The sequence below is a fragment of the Variovorax sp. ISS6 genome (assembly GCF_056523145.1).
Genome location: NZ_JAWRZC010000001.1, coordinates 2,886,620 through 2,900,011, shown reverse-complemented (window position 1 = coordinate 2,900,011; position 13,392 = coordinate 2,886,620). Strand labels below are relative to the sequence as shown.

Annotated in this window: 9 protein-coding genes; 7 read left to right on the top strand and 2 right to left on the bottom strand. The window is 69.3% G+C overall.

Features of this window, described 5'->3' with window-relative positions; genetic code table 11:
• Positions 1 to 20 precede the first annotated feature (20 nt).
• The 5 genes from AC1HIL_RS13185 (at position 21) to AC1HIL_RS13165 (ending at position 8,171) form a co-directional block, all read left to right on the top strand.
• Complete coding sequence (locus AC1HIL_RS13185) at positions 21 to 1,160, top strand: putative 2-aminoethylphosphonate ABC transporter ATP-binding protein (RefSeq protein WP_261207872.1); 1,140 nt, start codon at positions 21 to 23, stop codon at positions 1,158 to 1,160.
• Positions 1,157 to 2,890 carry a putative 2-aminoethylphosphonate ABC transporter permease subunit gene (locus AC1HIL_RS13180; RefSeq protein ID WP_261207874.1) on the top strand — a complete coding sequence of 578 codons (1,734 nt, stop codon included), beginning with the start codon at positions 1,157 to 1,159 and terminating at the stop codon, positions 2,888 to 2,890. Before AC1HIL_RS13185 ends, AC1HIL_RS13180 begins: the two co-directional genes overlap by 4 nt.
• Before the next feature lie 39 nt (positions 2,891 to 2,929).
• Positions 2,930 to 4,060 (top strand): 2-aminoethylphosphonate--pyruvate transaminase, encoded by a 1,131-nt coding sequence (locus tag AC1HIL_RS13175; RefSeq protein WP_479671947.1) that lies wholly within the window; start codon positions 2,930 to 2,932, stop codon positions 4,058 to 4,060.
• 79 nt (positions 4,061 to 4,139) lie between these two features.
• Entirely contained in the window at positions 4,140 to 5,579 is a 1,440-nt protein-coding gene (locus tag AC1HIL_RS13170) for an MFS transporter (protein ID WP_261207894.1), read from the top strand.
• A 270-nt stretch (positions 5,580 to 5,849) separates the two neighbouring features.
• Complete coding sequence (locus AC1HIL_RS13165) at positions 5,850 to 8,171, top strand: alpha/beta hydrolase (RefSeq protein WP_479671946.1); 2,322 nt, start codon at positions 5,850 to 5,852, stop codon at positions 8,169 to 8,171.
• A gap of 12 nt (positions 8,172 to 8,183) precedes the next feature.
• Here AC1HIL_RS13165 and AC1HIL_RS13160 read toward each other — a convergent pair whose 3' ends face one another.
• The gene (locus tag AC1HIL_RS13160; RefSeq protein ID WP_261207920.1) at positions 8,184 to 9,443 is read right to left on the bottom strand and encodes an SUMF1/EgtB/PvdO family nonheme iron enzyme; all 1,260 of its coding nucleotides are present in this window, start codon (positions 9,441 to 9,443) and stop codon (positions 8,184 to 8,186) included.
• Between the two features lie 205 nt (positions 9,444 to 9,648).
• Here AC1HIL_RS13160 and AC1HIL_RS13155 point away from each other — a divergent pair, with 205 nt between their 5' ends.
• Together AC1HIL_RS13155 and AC1HIL_RS13150 are read left to right on the top strand one after the other, a co-directional pair.
• Positions 9,649 to 10,272 (top strand): TRAP transporter small permease subunit, encoded by a 624-nt coding sequence (locus AC1HIL_RS13155; protein WP_479671945.1) that lies wholly within the window; start codon positions 9,649 to 9,651, stop codon positions 10,270 to 10,272.
• Between the two features lie 18 nt (positions 10,273 to 10,290).
• Positions 10,291 to 12,132 (top strand): TRAP transporter large permease, encoded by a 1,842-nt coding sequence (locus tag AC1HIL_RS13150; protein ID WP_261207923.1) that lies wholly within the window; start codon positions 10,291 to 10,293, stop codon positions 12,130 to 12,132.
• Positions 12,133 to 12,249: 117 nt separating this feature from the next.
• On the opposite strand, the gene AC1HIL_RS13145 is transcribed toward AC1HIL_RS13150, so the two are convergent.
• Positions 12,250 to 13,332: a TRAP transporter substrate-binding protein gene (locus AC1HIL_RS13145; protein ID WP_057589550.1), complete on the bottom strand. Its 1,083-nt coding sequence runs from the start codon at positions 13,330 to 13,332 to the stop codon at positions 12,250 to 12,252.
• Positions 13,333 to 13,392 lie beyond the last annotated feature (60 nt).

Genomic DNA, 13,392 nt, shown 5'->3' with positions numbered 1-13,392 from the left:
GCTAACGACGAGTGCGAACAATGGATACGACCGACACCCCGTTCATGGCCGGCCGGCGGCCCGCGAGCGGCGCCGCGGCGCTCGAGGTCATCGGGGTCCGCAAGGACTTCGAGACCTTCAGCGCGCTGCGCGACGTGCACCTGCGCGTCAACCCCGGCGAGATGCTGTGCTTCCTCGGCCCCTCGGGCTGCGGCAAGACCACGCTCTTGCGCATCATCGCGGGGCTGGAGACCCAGACCGCGGGCCAGATCCTGCAGAACGGCAAGGACGTCTCGTGGCTGCCGCCCGACCGGCGCGACTACGGCATCGTGTTCCAGTCCTACGCCCTGTTCCCCAACCTCACGATCGCCGAGAACATCGGCTACGGCCTGGTCAACGGCCGCGCCCGACGCGCCGAGGTCAAGGCGCGCGTCGACGAGCTGCTCAAGCTGGTCGGCCTGCCGACCTCGGGCGCCAAGTACCCGAGCCAGCTCTCGGGCGGCCAGCAACAGCGCGTGGCGCTGGCGCGCGCGCTCGCCACCCGTCCCGGCCTGCTGCTGCTCGACGAGCCGCTGTCGGCGCTCGACGCGCTCGAGCGCATCCGCCTGCGCGGCGAGATCCGCCGGCTGCAGAAGCAGGTCGGCATCACCACCATCATGGTCACGCACGACCAGGAGGAAGCGCTGTCGATGGCCGACCGCATCGTGGTCATGAACCACGGCGTGATCGAGCAGGTCGGCACGCCGATGGAGGTCTACGAGCAGCCGGCCACGCCCTTCGTGGCGGACTTCGTCGGCAAGGTCAACGTGCTGCGCTCGGTGGCGCTGGGCAACCACCGCTTTCAAGTGGGCGACATGGAGCTGCAGTGCGATGCCTGCGACGGCGCCTTCGAGCCCGGCGAGGCGGTCAACCTCTACCTGCGGCCCGAGGACCGCGCGGTCGAGCACCTGCGCGAGGACACGGCCAACCGGCTGCGCGCCATGGTCACCAAGGTCGAGTTCCTCGGCGGCCTGTGCATCGCCGAGGTGACGGCCGACGCGCTGCACGGCCAGACGCTCGGGCTGCACTTCTCGCTCAACCAGCTGCACGACCTCGGCATCCGCGAGGGCCACACGGTCGACATCGCGCTGCGCGCCAACCGCATCCGCGCCTTCTCCGCCGCGCGCGCTACGCAACCATGAACACGCTGGCCCATCCCCTCGCCGCCAAGCCGGCCATGAGCACGCGGCCCGCCCTGCGCTGGAGCCGCGACGAGACCATCGCGCGCGCCGTGCTGTGCGTCGTGATGGCGATGCTGTTCGTGTTCCTGGTCGCGCCGCTGCTCACCATCCTTGCGCACGCGGTGCAGGACAAGGACGGCCGCTTCGTCGGCCTGGCCCACTTCATCACCTACTTCCAGACGCCGAGCCTGCTGCGCGCCGCCTGGAACTCGGTCTGGGTCGCGGCCGCGGTGGTCGCGATCTCGGTGCCCGCGGCCTTCGTGTTCGCCTATGCGCTCACGCGCAGCCGCATGCCGGCACCGCTGAAGGCCGTGTTCCGGCTCATCGCGCTGATCCCGCTGCTCGCGCCCTCGCTGCTGTCGGCGATCTCGTTCGTGCAGTGGTTCGGCAACCAGGGCGCGCTCAAGTTCCTGCTGGGCGGCACCTCGATCTACGGCGCGCCCGGGATCATCCTGGCCGAGGTCTACAACACCTTCCCGCATGCGCTGATGATCCTGGTCACTGCCCTGTCGCTGGCCGACGGCCGGCTCTACGAGGCCGCCACCGCGCTGCGCACGCGGCCGCTGCGGCAGTTCATGACCATCACCCTGCCCTCGTGCAAGTACGGCCTGATCAGCGCGGCCACCGTGGTCTTCACCTACGTGGTCAGCGACTTCGGCGCGCCCAAGGTGATCGGCGGCAACTTCAACGTGCTGTCGGTCGACGTCTTCAAGCAGGTGGTCGGGCAGCACAACTTCTCGATCGGCGCGGTGGTCGGCATGCTGCTCCTGCTGCCGTCGATCGTCTCCTTCGTCATCGACTACGTGGTCCGGCGCAAGCTCAAGGCGCAGCTCACGGCGCGCTCGGTGCCCTACAGCCCGAAGCGCCGGCGCGTGGCCGACACCCTGCTCACGCTGTTCTGCACCGTGGTCTGCGCCTTCCTGCTGGCCACCATCGGCATGGCGGTCTACACCTCGCTGATCGCGCTGTGGCCCTACGACCAGACCTTCACGCTCAAGCACTACCACTTCGTGCTGGTCGAGAGCGACATGGCCGCGGCCTACGGCAACAGCCTGCTGGTGGCCATGGCCACCGCGGTGGCCGGCTCGCTGATCGTGTTCACGGGCGCCTACCTGATCGAGAAGACGCGCGGCCTCGGCCTGATGCGCAAGGGCATGCACCTGATGGCCGTGCTGTCGATGGCGGTGCCGGGCCTGGTGCTGGGCCTGGGCTACGTGATGTTCTTCAACCATCCGGCCAACCCGCTGAACTTCCTCTACCAGACGATGGCGATCCTGATCGTGTCGATGGTGGTGCACTACTACACCTCGAGCCACCTCACGGCCGTCACCGCGCTCAAGCAGATCGACAACGAGTTCGAGGCCGTCTCGGCCTCGCTCAAGGTGCCGTTCTTCAAGACCTTCCTGCGCGTCACGGTGCCGGTATGCCTGCCGGCCATCCTCGACATCGGGCGCTACTTCTTCGTGGTGTCGATGGCCAGCCTGTCGTGCGCCATCTTCCTCTACACGCCCGAGACCATCCTCGCGTCGGTCGCGATCATGCACATGGACGACGCCGGCGACATCGGCCCGGCCGCCGCGCTGGCCAGCCTGATCGTGGTCACCTCGACGCTGGTGTGCATCGCCTATGCGCTGCTCACGCGCGTGCTGCTCGCGCGCACGCAGGCCTGGCGCAACCTGGGCCGCGGCTGAACGGTCCCCTCTCATTCCCCTTCCCTGCCTGGAGACACCATGAGTCAAGCCCCGCATCCGATCCTGCTCACCCCCGGCCCCCTGACCACGTCCGAGCGCACGCGCCAGGCGATGCTGCGCGACTGGGGTTCGTGGGACGGCGACTTCAACCAGATCACCGCGCGCATCCGCCGCCAGGTGCTGGAGATCGTGCACGGCACGGGCACGCACGAATGCGTGCCGCTGCAGGGCAGCGGCACCTTCTCGGTCGAGGCCGCCATCGGCACCGTGGTGCCGCGCGACGGCCATGTGCTGGTGCCGAGCAACGGCGCCTACTGCCAGCGCCTCGCGAAGATCTGCAAGGTGCTGGGCCGCAAGCTGACCACCATCGACTACACCGAGGAGAAGCAGATCTCGCCCGCCGACGTGGACCGCGCGCTCGCGGCCGATCCTGGCATCACCCATGTCGCGGTGGTGCACTGCGAAACCGGCGCCGGCGTGCTCAACCCGCTGCACGAGATCGCATTGGTCGTTGCGAAGCACGGGCGCGGCCTGATCGTCGATGCCATGAGCTCCTTCGGCGCGCTCGAGATCGACGCGCGCAAGACGCCGTTCGATGCCGTGGTCGCGGCCTCGGGCAAGTGCCTCGAGGGCGTGCCGGGCATGGGCTTCGTGATCGTCAAGCGCAGCACGCTCGAGCAATGCGAAGGCCACAGCCCCTCGCTGAGCCTGGACCTGTACGACCAGTGGGTCTACATGGAGAAGACCACGCAGTGGCGCTTCACGCCGCCCACCCACGTGGTGGCCGCGCTCGACACCGCGATCGCGCAGTACGTGGAGGAAGGCGGCCTGGCCGCGCGCGGCGGCCGCTATGCGCGCAACTGCAAGGCGCTGGTGGGCGGGCTGGCCGCGCTGGGCCTGCGCGCCTTCCTCGACCCGGCCATCCAGGCGCCGATCATCGTCACCTTCCATGCGCCCGACGATCCGCGCTACGACTTCAAGACCTTCTACAACGAGGTCAAGAAGCGCGGCTACATCCTCTACCCCGGCAAGCTCACGCAGGTGGAGACCTTCCGCGTGGGCTGCATGGGGCACTTCGGCGACGCGGGCATTCCGGGCGCGGTCGCCGCCATCGCCGAGACGCTCGAGGCCATGGGCATCCGGCAGGCATCGGCCGCCGTCGCGGCCTGAACGGACAACGCATGGCACCGGCGCATTGCAGCGCCGGTCCTACAACGCGGGGCACGGCACGCTTCCCATAATCGGGCGCATGACGGCGCTGCGCAGCGACATCCCCGCCCGCCTCGACCGCCTGCCCTGGTCGCGCTGGCACTGGCGCGTGGTGATCGCCCTCGGCGTGGCCTGGGTGCTCGACGGCCTCGAGGTCACTCTGGTGGGCTCGATCGGCGCCGTGCTCGAGCGGCCAGACACGCTCGGGCTCACGGCCGGCGAGATCGGCCTCTCGGGCTCGATCTACGTGGCCGGCGCCGTGCTCGGCGCGCTGCTGTTCGGCCGGCTCACCGACCGGCTCGGACGCAAGAAGCTGTTCCTGGTCACGCTGGTGGTCTACACGCTGGGCACGCTGGCCACGGCCTTCTCTCCCGACTTCGCCTTCTTCGCGCTGTGCCGCTTCGTCACCGGGCTGGGCATCGGCGGCGAGTACGCGGCCATCAACTCGGCCATCGACGAGCTGATCCCCGCGCGCGTGCGCGGCCGCGTCAACCTCGCGATCAACGGCAGCTTCTGGATCGGCGCCGCGCTCGGCGCCGGGCTGAGCCTGGTGCTGCTCGACGCGCGCGTGATCGGTCCGGTGTGGGGCTGGCGCGCCGGCTTCGGCCTGGGCGCGGTGCTCGCGGTGGCGATCCTGCTGGTGCGCCGCCACGTGCCCGAGAGCCCGCGCTGGCTGATCGCGCACGGCCGCGCCGACGAGGCCGAGCGCATCGTCGGCGCCATCGAGGCCGAAGTCTCGGCGCAGCACGGGCCGCTGTCCGCGCCGCGCAGTTACGTCGACTACACGGCCGCGCGCCGCGAGAGCCCGCCGATGCGGCAGGTGGCGCGCGTGCTGCTGCAGCATTACCGGCAGCGCAGCGTGGTCGCGCTCGCCTTGATGATCGCGCAGGCCTTCTTCTACAACGCGATCTTCTTCACCTACGCGCTGGTGCTGACGCGCTTCTACGCCGTGCCCGAGGCCAGCGTGGCGCTCTACATCTTCCCGTTCGCGCTCGGCAACGTGCTGGGGCCGCTGCTGCTGGGCCCGCTGTTCGACAGCGTGGGCCGGCGCCGCATGATCGCGCTGACCTATGTGCTCGCGGGCGTGGGGCTGGCCCTCACCGGCTGGGCCTTCATGCAGGGCTGGCTCGATGCGCGCAGCCAGGCGTTGTGCTGGTCGGCCGTGTTCTTCCTCGCCTCGGCCGCCGCGAGCTCGGCCTATCTCACGGTCAGCGAGGTGTTCCCGCTCGAGATGCGCGCGATGGCGATCGCGATCTTCTATGCCATCGGCATGGGCGCGGGCGGCTTCGCGGCGCCGCTGCTGTTCGGCCTGTTGATCGAGACCGGCAGCCGCGGCGCGGTGATGGTCGGCTACTGCCTGGCCTCGGTGCTGGTGGTGGTGGCCGGGCTGCTCGCGCTGCGCTATGCGGCCGACGCGGAACGCAAGCCGCTCGAGGAAGTGGCACCGCCGCTGGCCTCCGAGCACGGCGGCGAGCGCTGAGGCCCGGCGCGGCCATCGCCACGCGGTTGCGTCTGCACCGTGGCACGGCACCGGCAAGGCATGTGACTTGCTTCGGCCTCGCGGTCCGCACCGCGAGATGCAGGACTCCTACAAACGTCGACGCCCCCGTCTTCGATTCATTGCTTTCGCGATCCGGACATCGCCAGAGGCGCGTTGCAACCCCGTCGCGATTCGCCTCGATTCTTAAGAAATCTTGGGAGAAAGCAATTGAAAACAAAGCGTTCGACACGCGCGGCGGCAGCCTGCGCGATGCTCCTGGCCTGCGTGCTCGCGAGCGGATGCGGCGGCGGCGATGACACGGCCGTGCGGCCGCTCGCGGTCCCGCCCATCGCACCCGCCGACCCCGCGCCGACGATCTCCGTGACCGCGCCGCCCAACCCGGCGGACCCCACGGCGATCACGCGCTTCACCTCGACCGTGCCGTTCGGGGAAAAAGGCAGCTACCTGTCGTCCGAGCAGATCGTCTACGGCTTCGGCACCACGGCGGTGTCGGATGCCCAGTACAAGGACGTGATCTATACCGTGCCGCTGCGAGGCACGGTGCGCTATCCGATGGCTCAGGCCGGTGCGCCGGGCGCGTCGAAGGTGCAACCCTCCGCCGCCGGCGGCCATCCGGTGGTGGTGTTCCTGCACGGCATGCACGACGCCTCCGACCTCAACAACGCCAAGGGCTACGACTACCTGCAGAAGGGCCTGGCCGAGAACGGCTACGTGGCCTTCTCGATCGACGCGGGCAAGATCAACGGCCTCAACAACATCAACGCATCCGACGCCGGCGCGCTCGCGCGCGGCCAGTTGCTGATGACCACGCTCGACCTGCTGCGCGCCGGCAATGCGACGGGCGTGTTCAACGGCGTCGAACTGCCCGGGCTCAAGGGGAAGCTGGACCTCGACCGCGTGGGCATCGTCGGCCACTCCCGAGGCGCCGAGGCGGTGGCCTACGCGGTCGAGCTGAACCGGCAGCGCATCGGCATCAGCTACCAGAACGTCGAAGCCGCGCGCGAGATCCGCCAGGCGGCCGCGCTCGCCGAGGCCGAGCAGGCGCGGATCCAGAAGCGGGTCGAGGCCGCCTCGGCCACCGTCAGCCAGCTGACCGTGCAGCTCATCATGGCGCAGGCCGCGCTCACGGCGATGCAGGGCCAGTCGCCGCCCGCGGCGCCTGCGGTGATCGAGGCGCTGAAGCAGGACCTGCGGCGATGGAGCGAACAGGTCGCGGCGGCCCAGGCGGTGCTCGACGCGGAGAAGGCCGCGCTGGAAAAGGCCAGCGCCCGTTTCCGGGACGCGAGCTCGATGCCGAAGCTCATCAATGCGGGCAGCAGCGCGTGGCTGGAGCAGGTCTCCTCGCCCGAGGCCCTGCGCGAATCGGGCGTGCTGCTGCCATCGGGCAGCGAGCCGCCGCACCGGATCCGCGCGGTCTTCTCGCTGGCGCCGATCAACGCGCGGCGGCTGTCGAACGTGACCTACGTGCCGTTCGCGACGCTGCTGCCCACCTGCGACGGCGACGTCTACAACATGCCGGGCGCGCAGATCTTCGACGACAGCCGCAACACGGCGGCGGACGAGACCGCGCCCAAGTACCAGGTGGTCGTGCGAGGCGCCAACCACAACTTCTACAACGACCACTGGTCCGAGAACGACGATTCCGAGAAGAACGCGCCGCTCTATTGCAAGGCGGGAAAGATCGAGACGCTGCGGCTCGGCGCCGACGACCAGCGGCGCAACGGCGAGTTCCTCATGCAGTCGTTCCTGCGCTACTTCGTGGGCGACGAGTTCCAGTTCGCACCGTACTGGAAGGGACAGGCGCCCATTCCTTCCGCGGGCTGCCCGGCCGGCGAGCGCCAGTGCGACGAGCGCGTCGTGCTGACGGTGCACCAGCCCGCCACCCAGCGCAAGCTGCTCCAGGACTTCCGCAACGCCGACGCCAGCGCCAGGAATGCGAGCGGACTCGTGACGCGCTACGAGCGCTTCAAGGCGACCGTCCAATGCCAGTTCCTGGCCATCGACGGCCTGCTGGGCGGCCGCAAGGCGGCCTGCACCGATCCGCTGAGCCAGCGCCCGGTCGAGCGCCTGTTCAAGGAAGGCGAGCTGTACCGCCCATCCTCGTACGACGGCAAGACCCTGCTGACCTGGTCGACCACGGATCAGGCCCAGCTGCAATGGGAAGCGGCCGGCCCCGTCATGGCCATCGACACCGGCGATCTTTCAACCCAGGGCTTCGACACGCTGAGCGTGCGCGTCGCCGTGCTGGCCCCGATCGGCCAGGAGGTCGAGATCGCGCTCGTCGACACGCAGGGCCGCAAGGCCGCGCTCAAGGGCAGCGACTTCAGCGATGCGCTCTACGGGATCGCGCGCAAGCCCGACGGCGCGATCCCGCTGGTCGACGCGCCCGAGGACGCGATCTATGCCGACACCGGCACCACCCGGCCGCTGCTGAACATGGTGGCGGTTCCGCTGAAGGCCTTCGCGCTGCATGGCGTGGACCTCGCGCACATCCGGCAGGTCACGCTGCGCTTCCCGAAGGGTTCGGGCAGCGTGGCCGTCACCGACGTGCAGCTGCAGCGGATGGACTGAACGCCACGCCGGCTACAGCGCGCAGGTCCTGAAGCCCAGGAAGCCGTCGTCGCGCCACGGCAGCGCGAAGCCGCGCCGCCGCATCGAGCGCAGCCGCGCGCGCGTGGCGAACGAGGCCCCGCGCAGCACGCGCGCGCGGCCGAAGCCCGCGGCGGGATCGAACTCGCCGCCGCCGCTCCACGGATCGGCGCGGTAGCCGGGCCAGGGCTGCAGCGTGCCCGCGGTCCATTCGTGCACGTCGCCCCAGCGGAAACCACGCCGCGCCGCGGCATGGGCCGCGATCTCCCACTCGACCTCGGTCGCGATGCGGCGGCCGGCCCAGCGGGCCCAGGCATCGGCCTCCCACCAGCTCAGGTGCACCGCGCTGTGGTGGCCGGCCGCGCGCACGGTGGCGCCGAAGCGCTGCTGCAGCACCGAGCCGCCGGTGGCGCTGCGCGCCGCGCCGATCTGCTCCACGTGGCGCGGCCCGCGCCGGCCCTCGGCCTGCGCGGCCAGCCAGCGCCAGCCCTCGCCGTGCCAGAGCTCCTCGCGGTCGTAGCCGCCGTCGTCGACGAATTCGGTGAACTGGTTCCAGGTGACCGGCTGGGCATCGATCTCGAACTCCGGCACGTCGACGCGGTGCGCGCCGCGCTCCTGCGCGAAGGCGAAGCCGGCCTCGCCGCGGCCCAGCTCCCAGCGCGTGGCCGGCAGCGCCAGCGGCTCGCGCACCACGCTCACGGGCGCCTGCTCGATGCCCAGCGGCAGCCCGAGGGTCTGCGCCATCACCACGAACTGCTCGCCGCGCAGGTCCTCGTGGAACAGCGCGAGGCGGTAGAAGTACAGGCCCGCATCGGTCTCGGCCGCATGCTCGAGCAGTTCGAGCGTGCTCTCGAGCGTCTCGAGCAGGTAGGCCTTGGTCTGGGCCAGGTCCGGCAGCCCGGGCGCCCAGCGGCGCTCGGGGCCGATCTGCGCGGGGTTCCACCAGTCGTCGGCCCCGGGATCGATGGCCGCGAGCCGCGTCGGCCGCACCGGACAGTCGGCGCCGAAGGCACGCTGCGTGTTGCGCCCGATCCACCATTCGGCGAACCAGCCGATGTGGCCGGCCAGCCAGACCGGCGGCTGCATGCCCTCCTCGCGCTGCAGTTCGGGCGGCACCGGCAGCGCGGCCGAGCCCAGCGCCTGCTCGTAGAGCGACAGCAGGTGCAGCGTGTGGTTGCGCGCATCGATCAGCGCCAGCGACAGCAGTTCGCGGCCGGCGCGGAGCATGTCGGGGGAGTCGATGCTGGCGGGCATGGAAACCGCCGGGTCGGACGCGGGGCGCGGTGTCTGGGCCATGGCCCATTATGGCCACCGCCCCCGGGGTAGCCCCTGAAGGTAATCCCCGGGGTAGTTCATTAGAATTCAGCCCGCTTCCCCGCACCCGACCCGCCGGCGCACAACGTCGGTGCGTCGGGTGCATTCGTATCGGGGCGGCTTCCACTACAAAAATGGAGATGTGATGCAAGGCTTGCTCAAGCTGTCCCGGGCCATCGACTGGCTCAACGCCCAAGTGGGCAAATACGCCATCTGGCTCATCCTGGCCGCCACCGTGATCAGCGCCGTCAACGCGCTCGTGCGGAAGGTCTTCAACACCAGCTCGAACGCGTTCCTCGAGGTCCAGTGGTATCTGTTCGCGTGGTCGTTCCTGATCGCCGCGGGCTTCACCCTGCTGCACCGCGAGCATGTGCGCATCGACGTGGTCAACAGCCGCCTGTCCAAGCGCAAGCAGGTCTGGATCGACATCATCGGCTTCGCCTTCTTCCTCACGCCGCTGTGCCTGGCGGTGCTCTACCTCTCGACCCCGGTGGTGATCCAGATGTACCAGTCGGGCGAGGTGTCCGGCAATTCCGGCGGCCTGATCCGCTGGCCGGTGTGGGCGGCGCTGCCGGCGGGCTTCGTGCTGCTGCTGCTGCAGGGCTGGTCCGAACTGATCAAGCGCATCGCGTTCCTGCGCGGCCAGGGACCCGATCCCATGGGCCGCCTGACCGACAAGACGGCCGAGGCCGAACTCATCGAAGCCCTGCGCCTGCAGGCCGAGGCGGATGCCGCCAAGGCCGGCACCTCGGCCAAGCCGCAGCACTGAGCGCACCAGACACACACCATGGAATTCATCGTCGCCAACTTCGCCCCGATCATGTTCGCGGGGCTGATCTGCTTCCTCCTGCTGGGCTTTCCCGTGGCCTTCAGCCTCGGCGCCTGCGGCCTGTTCTTCGGCCTGATCGGCATCGAACTGGGCGTGTTCCAGTCCTCGGTGATGGCCTGGCTGCCCCAGCGGCTCATCGGCATCATGGCCAACGACACGCTGCTGGCGGTCCCCTTCTTCACGCTCATGGGGCTGATCCTCGAGCGAAGCGGCATGGCCGAGGACCTGCTCGACACCGTCGGCCAGGTGTTCGGCCCGATGCGCGGCGGCCTGGCGCTGGCCGTGATCTTCGTCGGCGCGCTGCTGGCGGCCACCACCGGCGTGGTGGCGGCCTCGGTCATCTCGATGGGCCTGATCTCGCTGCCGATCATGCTGCGCTACGGCTACGACCGGCGGCTCACCAGCGGCGTCATCGCAGCCTCCGGCACGCTGGCCCAGATCATCCCGCCCTCGCTGGTGCTGATCATCATGGCCGACCAGCTCGGCAAGAGCGTCGGCGACATGTACAAGGGCGCCTTCCTGCCCGGCTTCATGCTGATGGGCCTGTACGTGCTGTACGTGGTCTTCCTCGCGATCTTCAAGCCCGCGCAGGTGCCCGCGCTGCCGCCCGAGGCACGCACCTTCCGCGAACCCAACGGCAGCGGCGGCTACGTCTCGCTGGTGGCGCTCACGGCCCTCTCGGCCGTGGTGGCCGTGGTGCTGGCGCGCAACATGGCGGCCGTGCACACCTGGTTCCAGGGCGAGGAAGTGACCTCGGTCGCGACCGACGAGAAGGTCGTGGTCGCCATGTGCGGCGGCGTGTTCGTCGCGCTGGTGATCGCGCTGGTCAACAAGGGCCTGAAGCTCAACCTGCTGTCGCGGCTGGCCGAGCGCGTCACCTTCGTGCTGATCCCGCCGCTGCTGCTGATCTTCCTGGTGCTGGGCACCATCTTCCTGGGCGTGGCCACGCCGACCGAAGGCGGCGCGATGGGCGCGGTGGGCGCGCTGGTCATGGCCTGGCTGCGCGGGCGCATGAACATGACCCTGCTCAAGCAGGGCCTGGCCTCGACCACCAAGCTCTCGAGCTTCGTGATGTTCATCCTGATCGGCGCCACGGTCTTCAGCCTGGTGTTCCAGGCCGCCGACGGCCCGATCTGGGTCGAGCACCTGCTGTCGGCGCTGCCCGGCGGCCCGGTGGGCTTCCTGATCGCGGTGAACGTGCTGGTGTTCTTCCTGGCCTTCTTCCTCGACTACTTCGAGCTCTCGTTCATCGTGGTGCCGCTGCTGGCGCCGGTGGCCCACAAGCTGGGCATCGATCTGATCTGGTTCGGCGTGCTGCTGGCGGTGAACATGCAGACCTCGTTCATGCACCCACCCTTCGGCTTCGCGCTGTTCTTCCTGCGTTCGGTCGCGCCCGAGAAGCAGTACGTGGACCGCGTGACGCAGAAGGTCATGGAGCCCGTGACCACGATGCAGATCTACAAGGGCGCGATCCCCTTCGTGCTGATCCAGCTGACGATGGTGGGCATCCTGATCGCCTTCCCCCAGCTGGTGACCGGCAGCCTCGACAAGGAGGTCAACGTCAACCTCGAGGACATCGGCGCGCAGATGCGCGACAGCCTGAAGTCGGAAGACGGCGCCCCGTCCTCCGAGCCCTACGGCAACGACCAGCCGGCCTCGCCCGACGCGGCGCCGGGCAGCACGCCCGATGCCGGCGCGCCGCAGGGCGCGGAAACGCCCGCGCCCACGGCCGAGCCGGCCGAGAGCGACCCGCTCAAGGCGATGGAGGACGCGCTCAAGCAGGGCGACAAGAAGCCCTGACGCGCGGGCGGTGCCCTCCGGGGCGCCCCCCAGGAAAAAGGCCGGCCACTCTCGCGAGCGGCCGGCCTTTTTCGTGGCCCGGTCCGGGAAGGGCTGGCGCCCTCCCGGCCGTGGAACTCAGATCTTGACCGAGTTCATGTACTGGTTGAACGGGTACTCCGAGAAGCGGTTCCACAGGATCTGGTCGCGCTGGAAGGCGCGCATGTCCTGGTGGATCTTCTTGAACTCGGGCGACTTCGCCTCGTGCTCGGCGAAGGTGTCCATCGAGGCCTTGAAGCCGGCATCCATCACGGCCTTCGGGAACGCCTTGAGCTGGGTCTTGGCGGCCACCAGCTTCTTCAGCGCGACCGGGTTGTAGGCGTCGTACTTGGCGATCATGTCGCGCGCCGCCACCTTGGTGGCCGCGTCGAGGATGGCCTTGTTCTCGTCCGACAGCTTGGCGTAGGCCTTGTTGTTGATGAAGAACTCGAGGTCGGCGCCGCCTTCCCACCAGCCGGGGTAGTAGTAGTAGGGAGCGACCTTGTTGAAGCCCAGCTTCTCGTCGTCGTGCGGGCCGACGAATTCGGCCGCGTCCAGCGTGCCCTTCTCGAGCGCCTGGTACACGTCGCCGGCGGGCATGTTCTGCGACACCACGCCCAGCTTGGCCATCGCCTCGCCGAACACGCCGCCGCCCATGCGCATCTTCAGGCCCTTGAGGTCCTCGACGGTCTTGATTTCCTTGCGGTACCAGCCGCCCATCTGCGTGCCGGTGTTGCCGGCGCTGGCGGTGCGGAAGTTGTAGTTGGCGAAGAAGGCGTCGAGCAGCTTGCGGCCGTTGCCGTACTCTTTCCACGAATCGGTCTGGCGGGCCGTCAGGCCGAAGGGCACCGCGCAGCTGAAGGCGAAGATCGGATCCTTGCCGGTGAAGTAGTAGGCCGCGGACTGGGCCATCTCCAGAGTGTCGCCCTGCAGCGCATCGACCACGCCGAACGCGGGCATCAGTTCGCCCGCGGGGTGCGCGGAGATTTCGAACTTGCCGCCCGACAGGGCCTTGACCGTCTTCGAAAGCATTTCGGCACTGCCGAAGATGGTGTCGAGCGAGCGGGGGAAGCTCGACGCCAGGCGCCAGCGCACGGCGGCCTGCGCATGAACGGCAGGCGCGATGCCGGCAGCCAGAACGCCGGCGATGCCGGCGTTTTTGATGAGGGAACGACGATCCATTGATTTCACTCCGAGTGCTTCAAGAAAAACGAAACGCGGCTTGTGACCGCGTTGGGGACT

Coding starts and splice junctions, on each gene's coding strand:
- AC1HIL_RS13185 (WP_261207872.1), top strand. CDS start 21: ATGGATACGACCGACACCCCGTTCATGGCCGGCCGGCGGCCCGCGAGC.
- AC1HIL_RS13180 (WP_261207874.1), top strand. CDS start 1,157: ATGAACACGCTGGCCCATCCCCTCGCCGCCAAGCCGGCCATGAGCACG.
- AC1HIL_RS13175 (WP_479671947.1), top strand. CDS start 2,930: ATGAGTCAAGCCCCGCATCCGATCCTGCTCACCCCCGGCCCCCTGACC.
- AC1HIL_RS13170 (WP_261207894.1), top strand. CDS start 4,140: ATGACGGCGCTGCGCAGCGACATCCCCGCCCGCCTCGACCGCCTGCCC.
- AC1HIL_RS13165 (WP_479671946.1), top strand. CDS start 5,850: ATGCTCCTGGCCTGCGTGCTCGCGAGCGGATGCGGCGGCGGCGATGAC.
- AC1HIL_RS13160 (WP_261207920.1), bottom strand. CDS start 9,443: ATGCCCGCCAGCATCGACTCCCCCGACATGCTCCGCGCCGGCCGCGAA.
- AC1HIL_RS13155 (WP_479671945.1), top strand. CDS start 9,649: ATGCAAGGCTTGCTCAAGCTGTCCCGGGCCATCGACTGGCTCAACGCC.
- AC1HIL_RS13150 (WP_261207923.1), top strand. CDS start 10,291: ATGGAATTCATCGTCGCCAACTTCGCCCCGATCATGTTCGCGGGGCTG.
- AC1HIL_RS13145 (WP_057589550.1), bottom strand. CDS start 13,332: ATGGATCGTCGTTCCCTCATCAAAAACGCCGGCATCGCCGGCGTTCTG.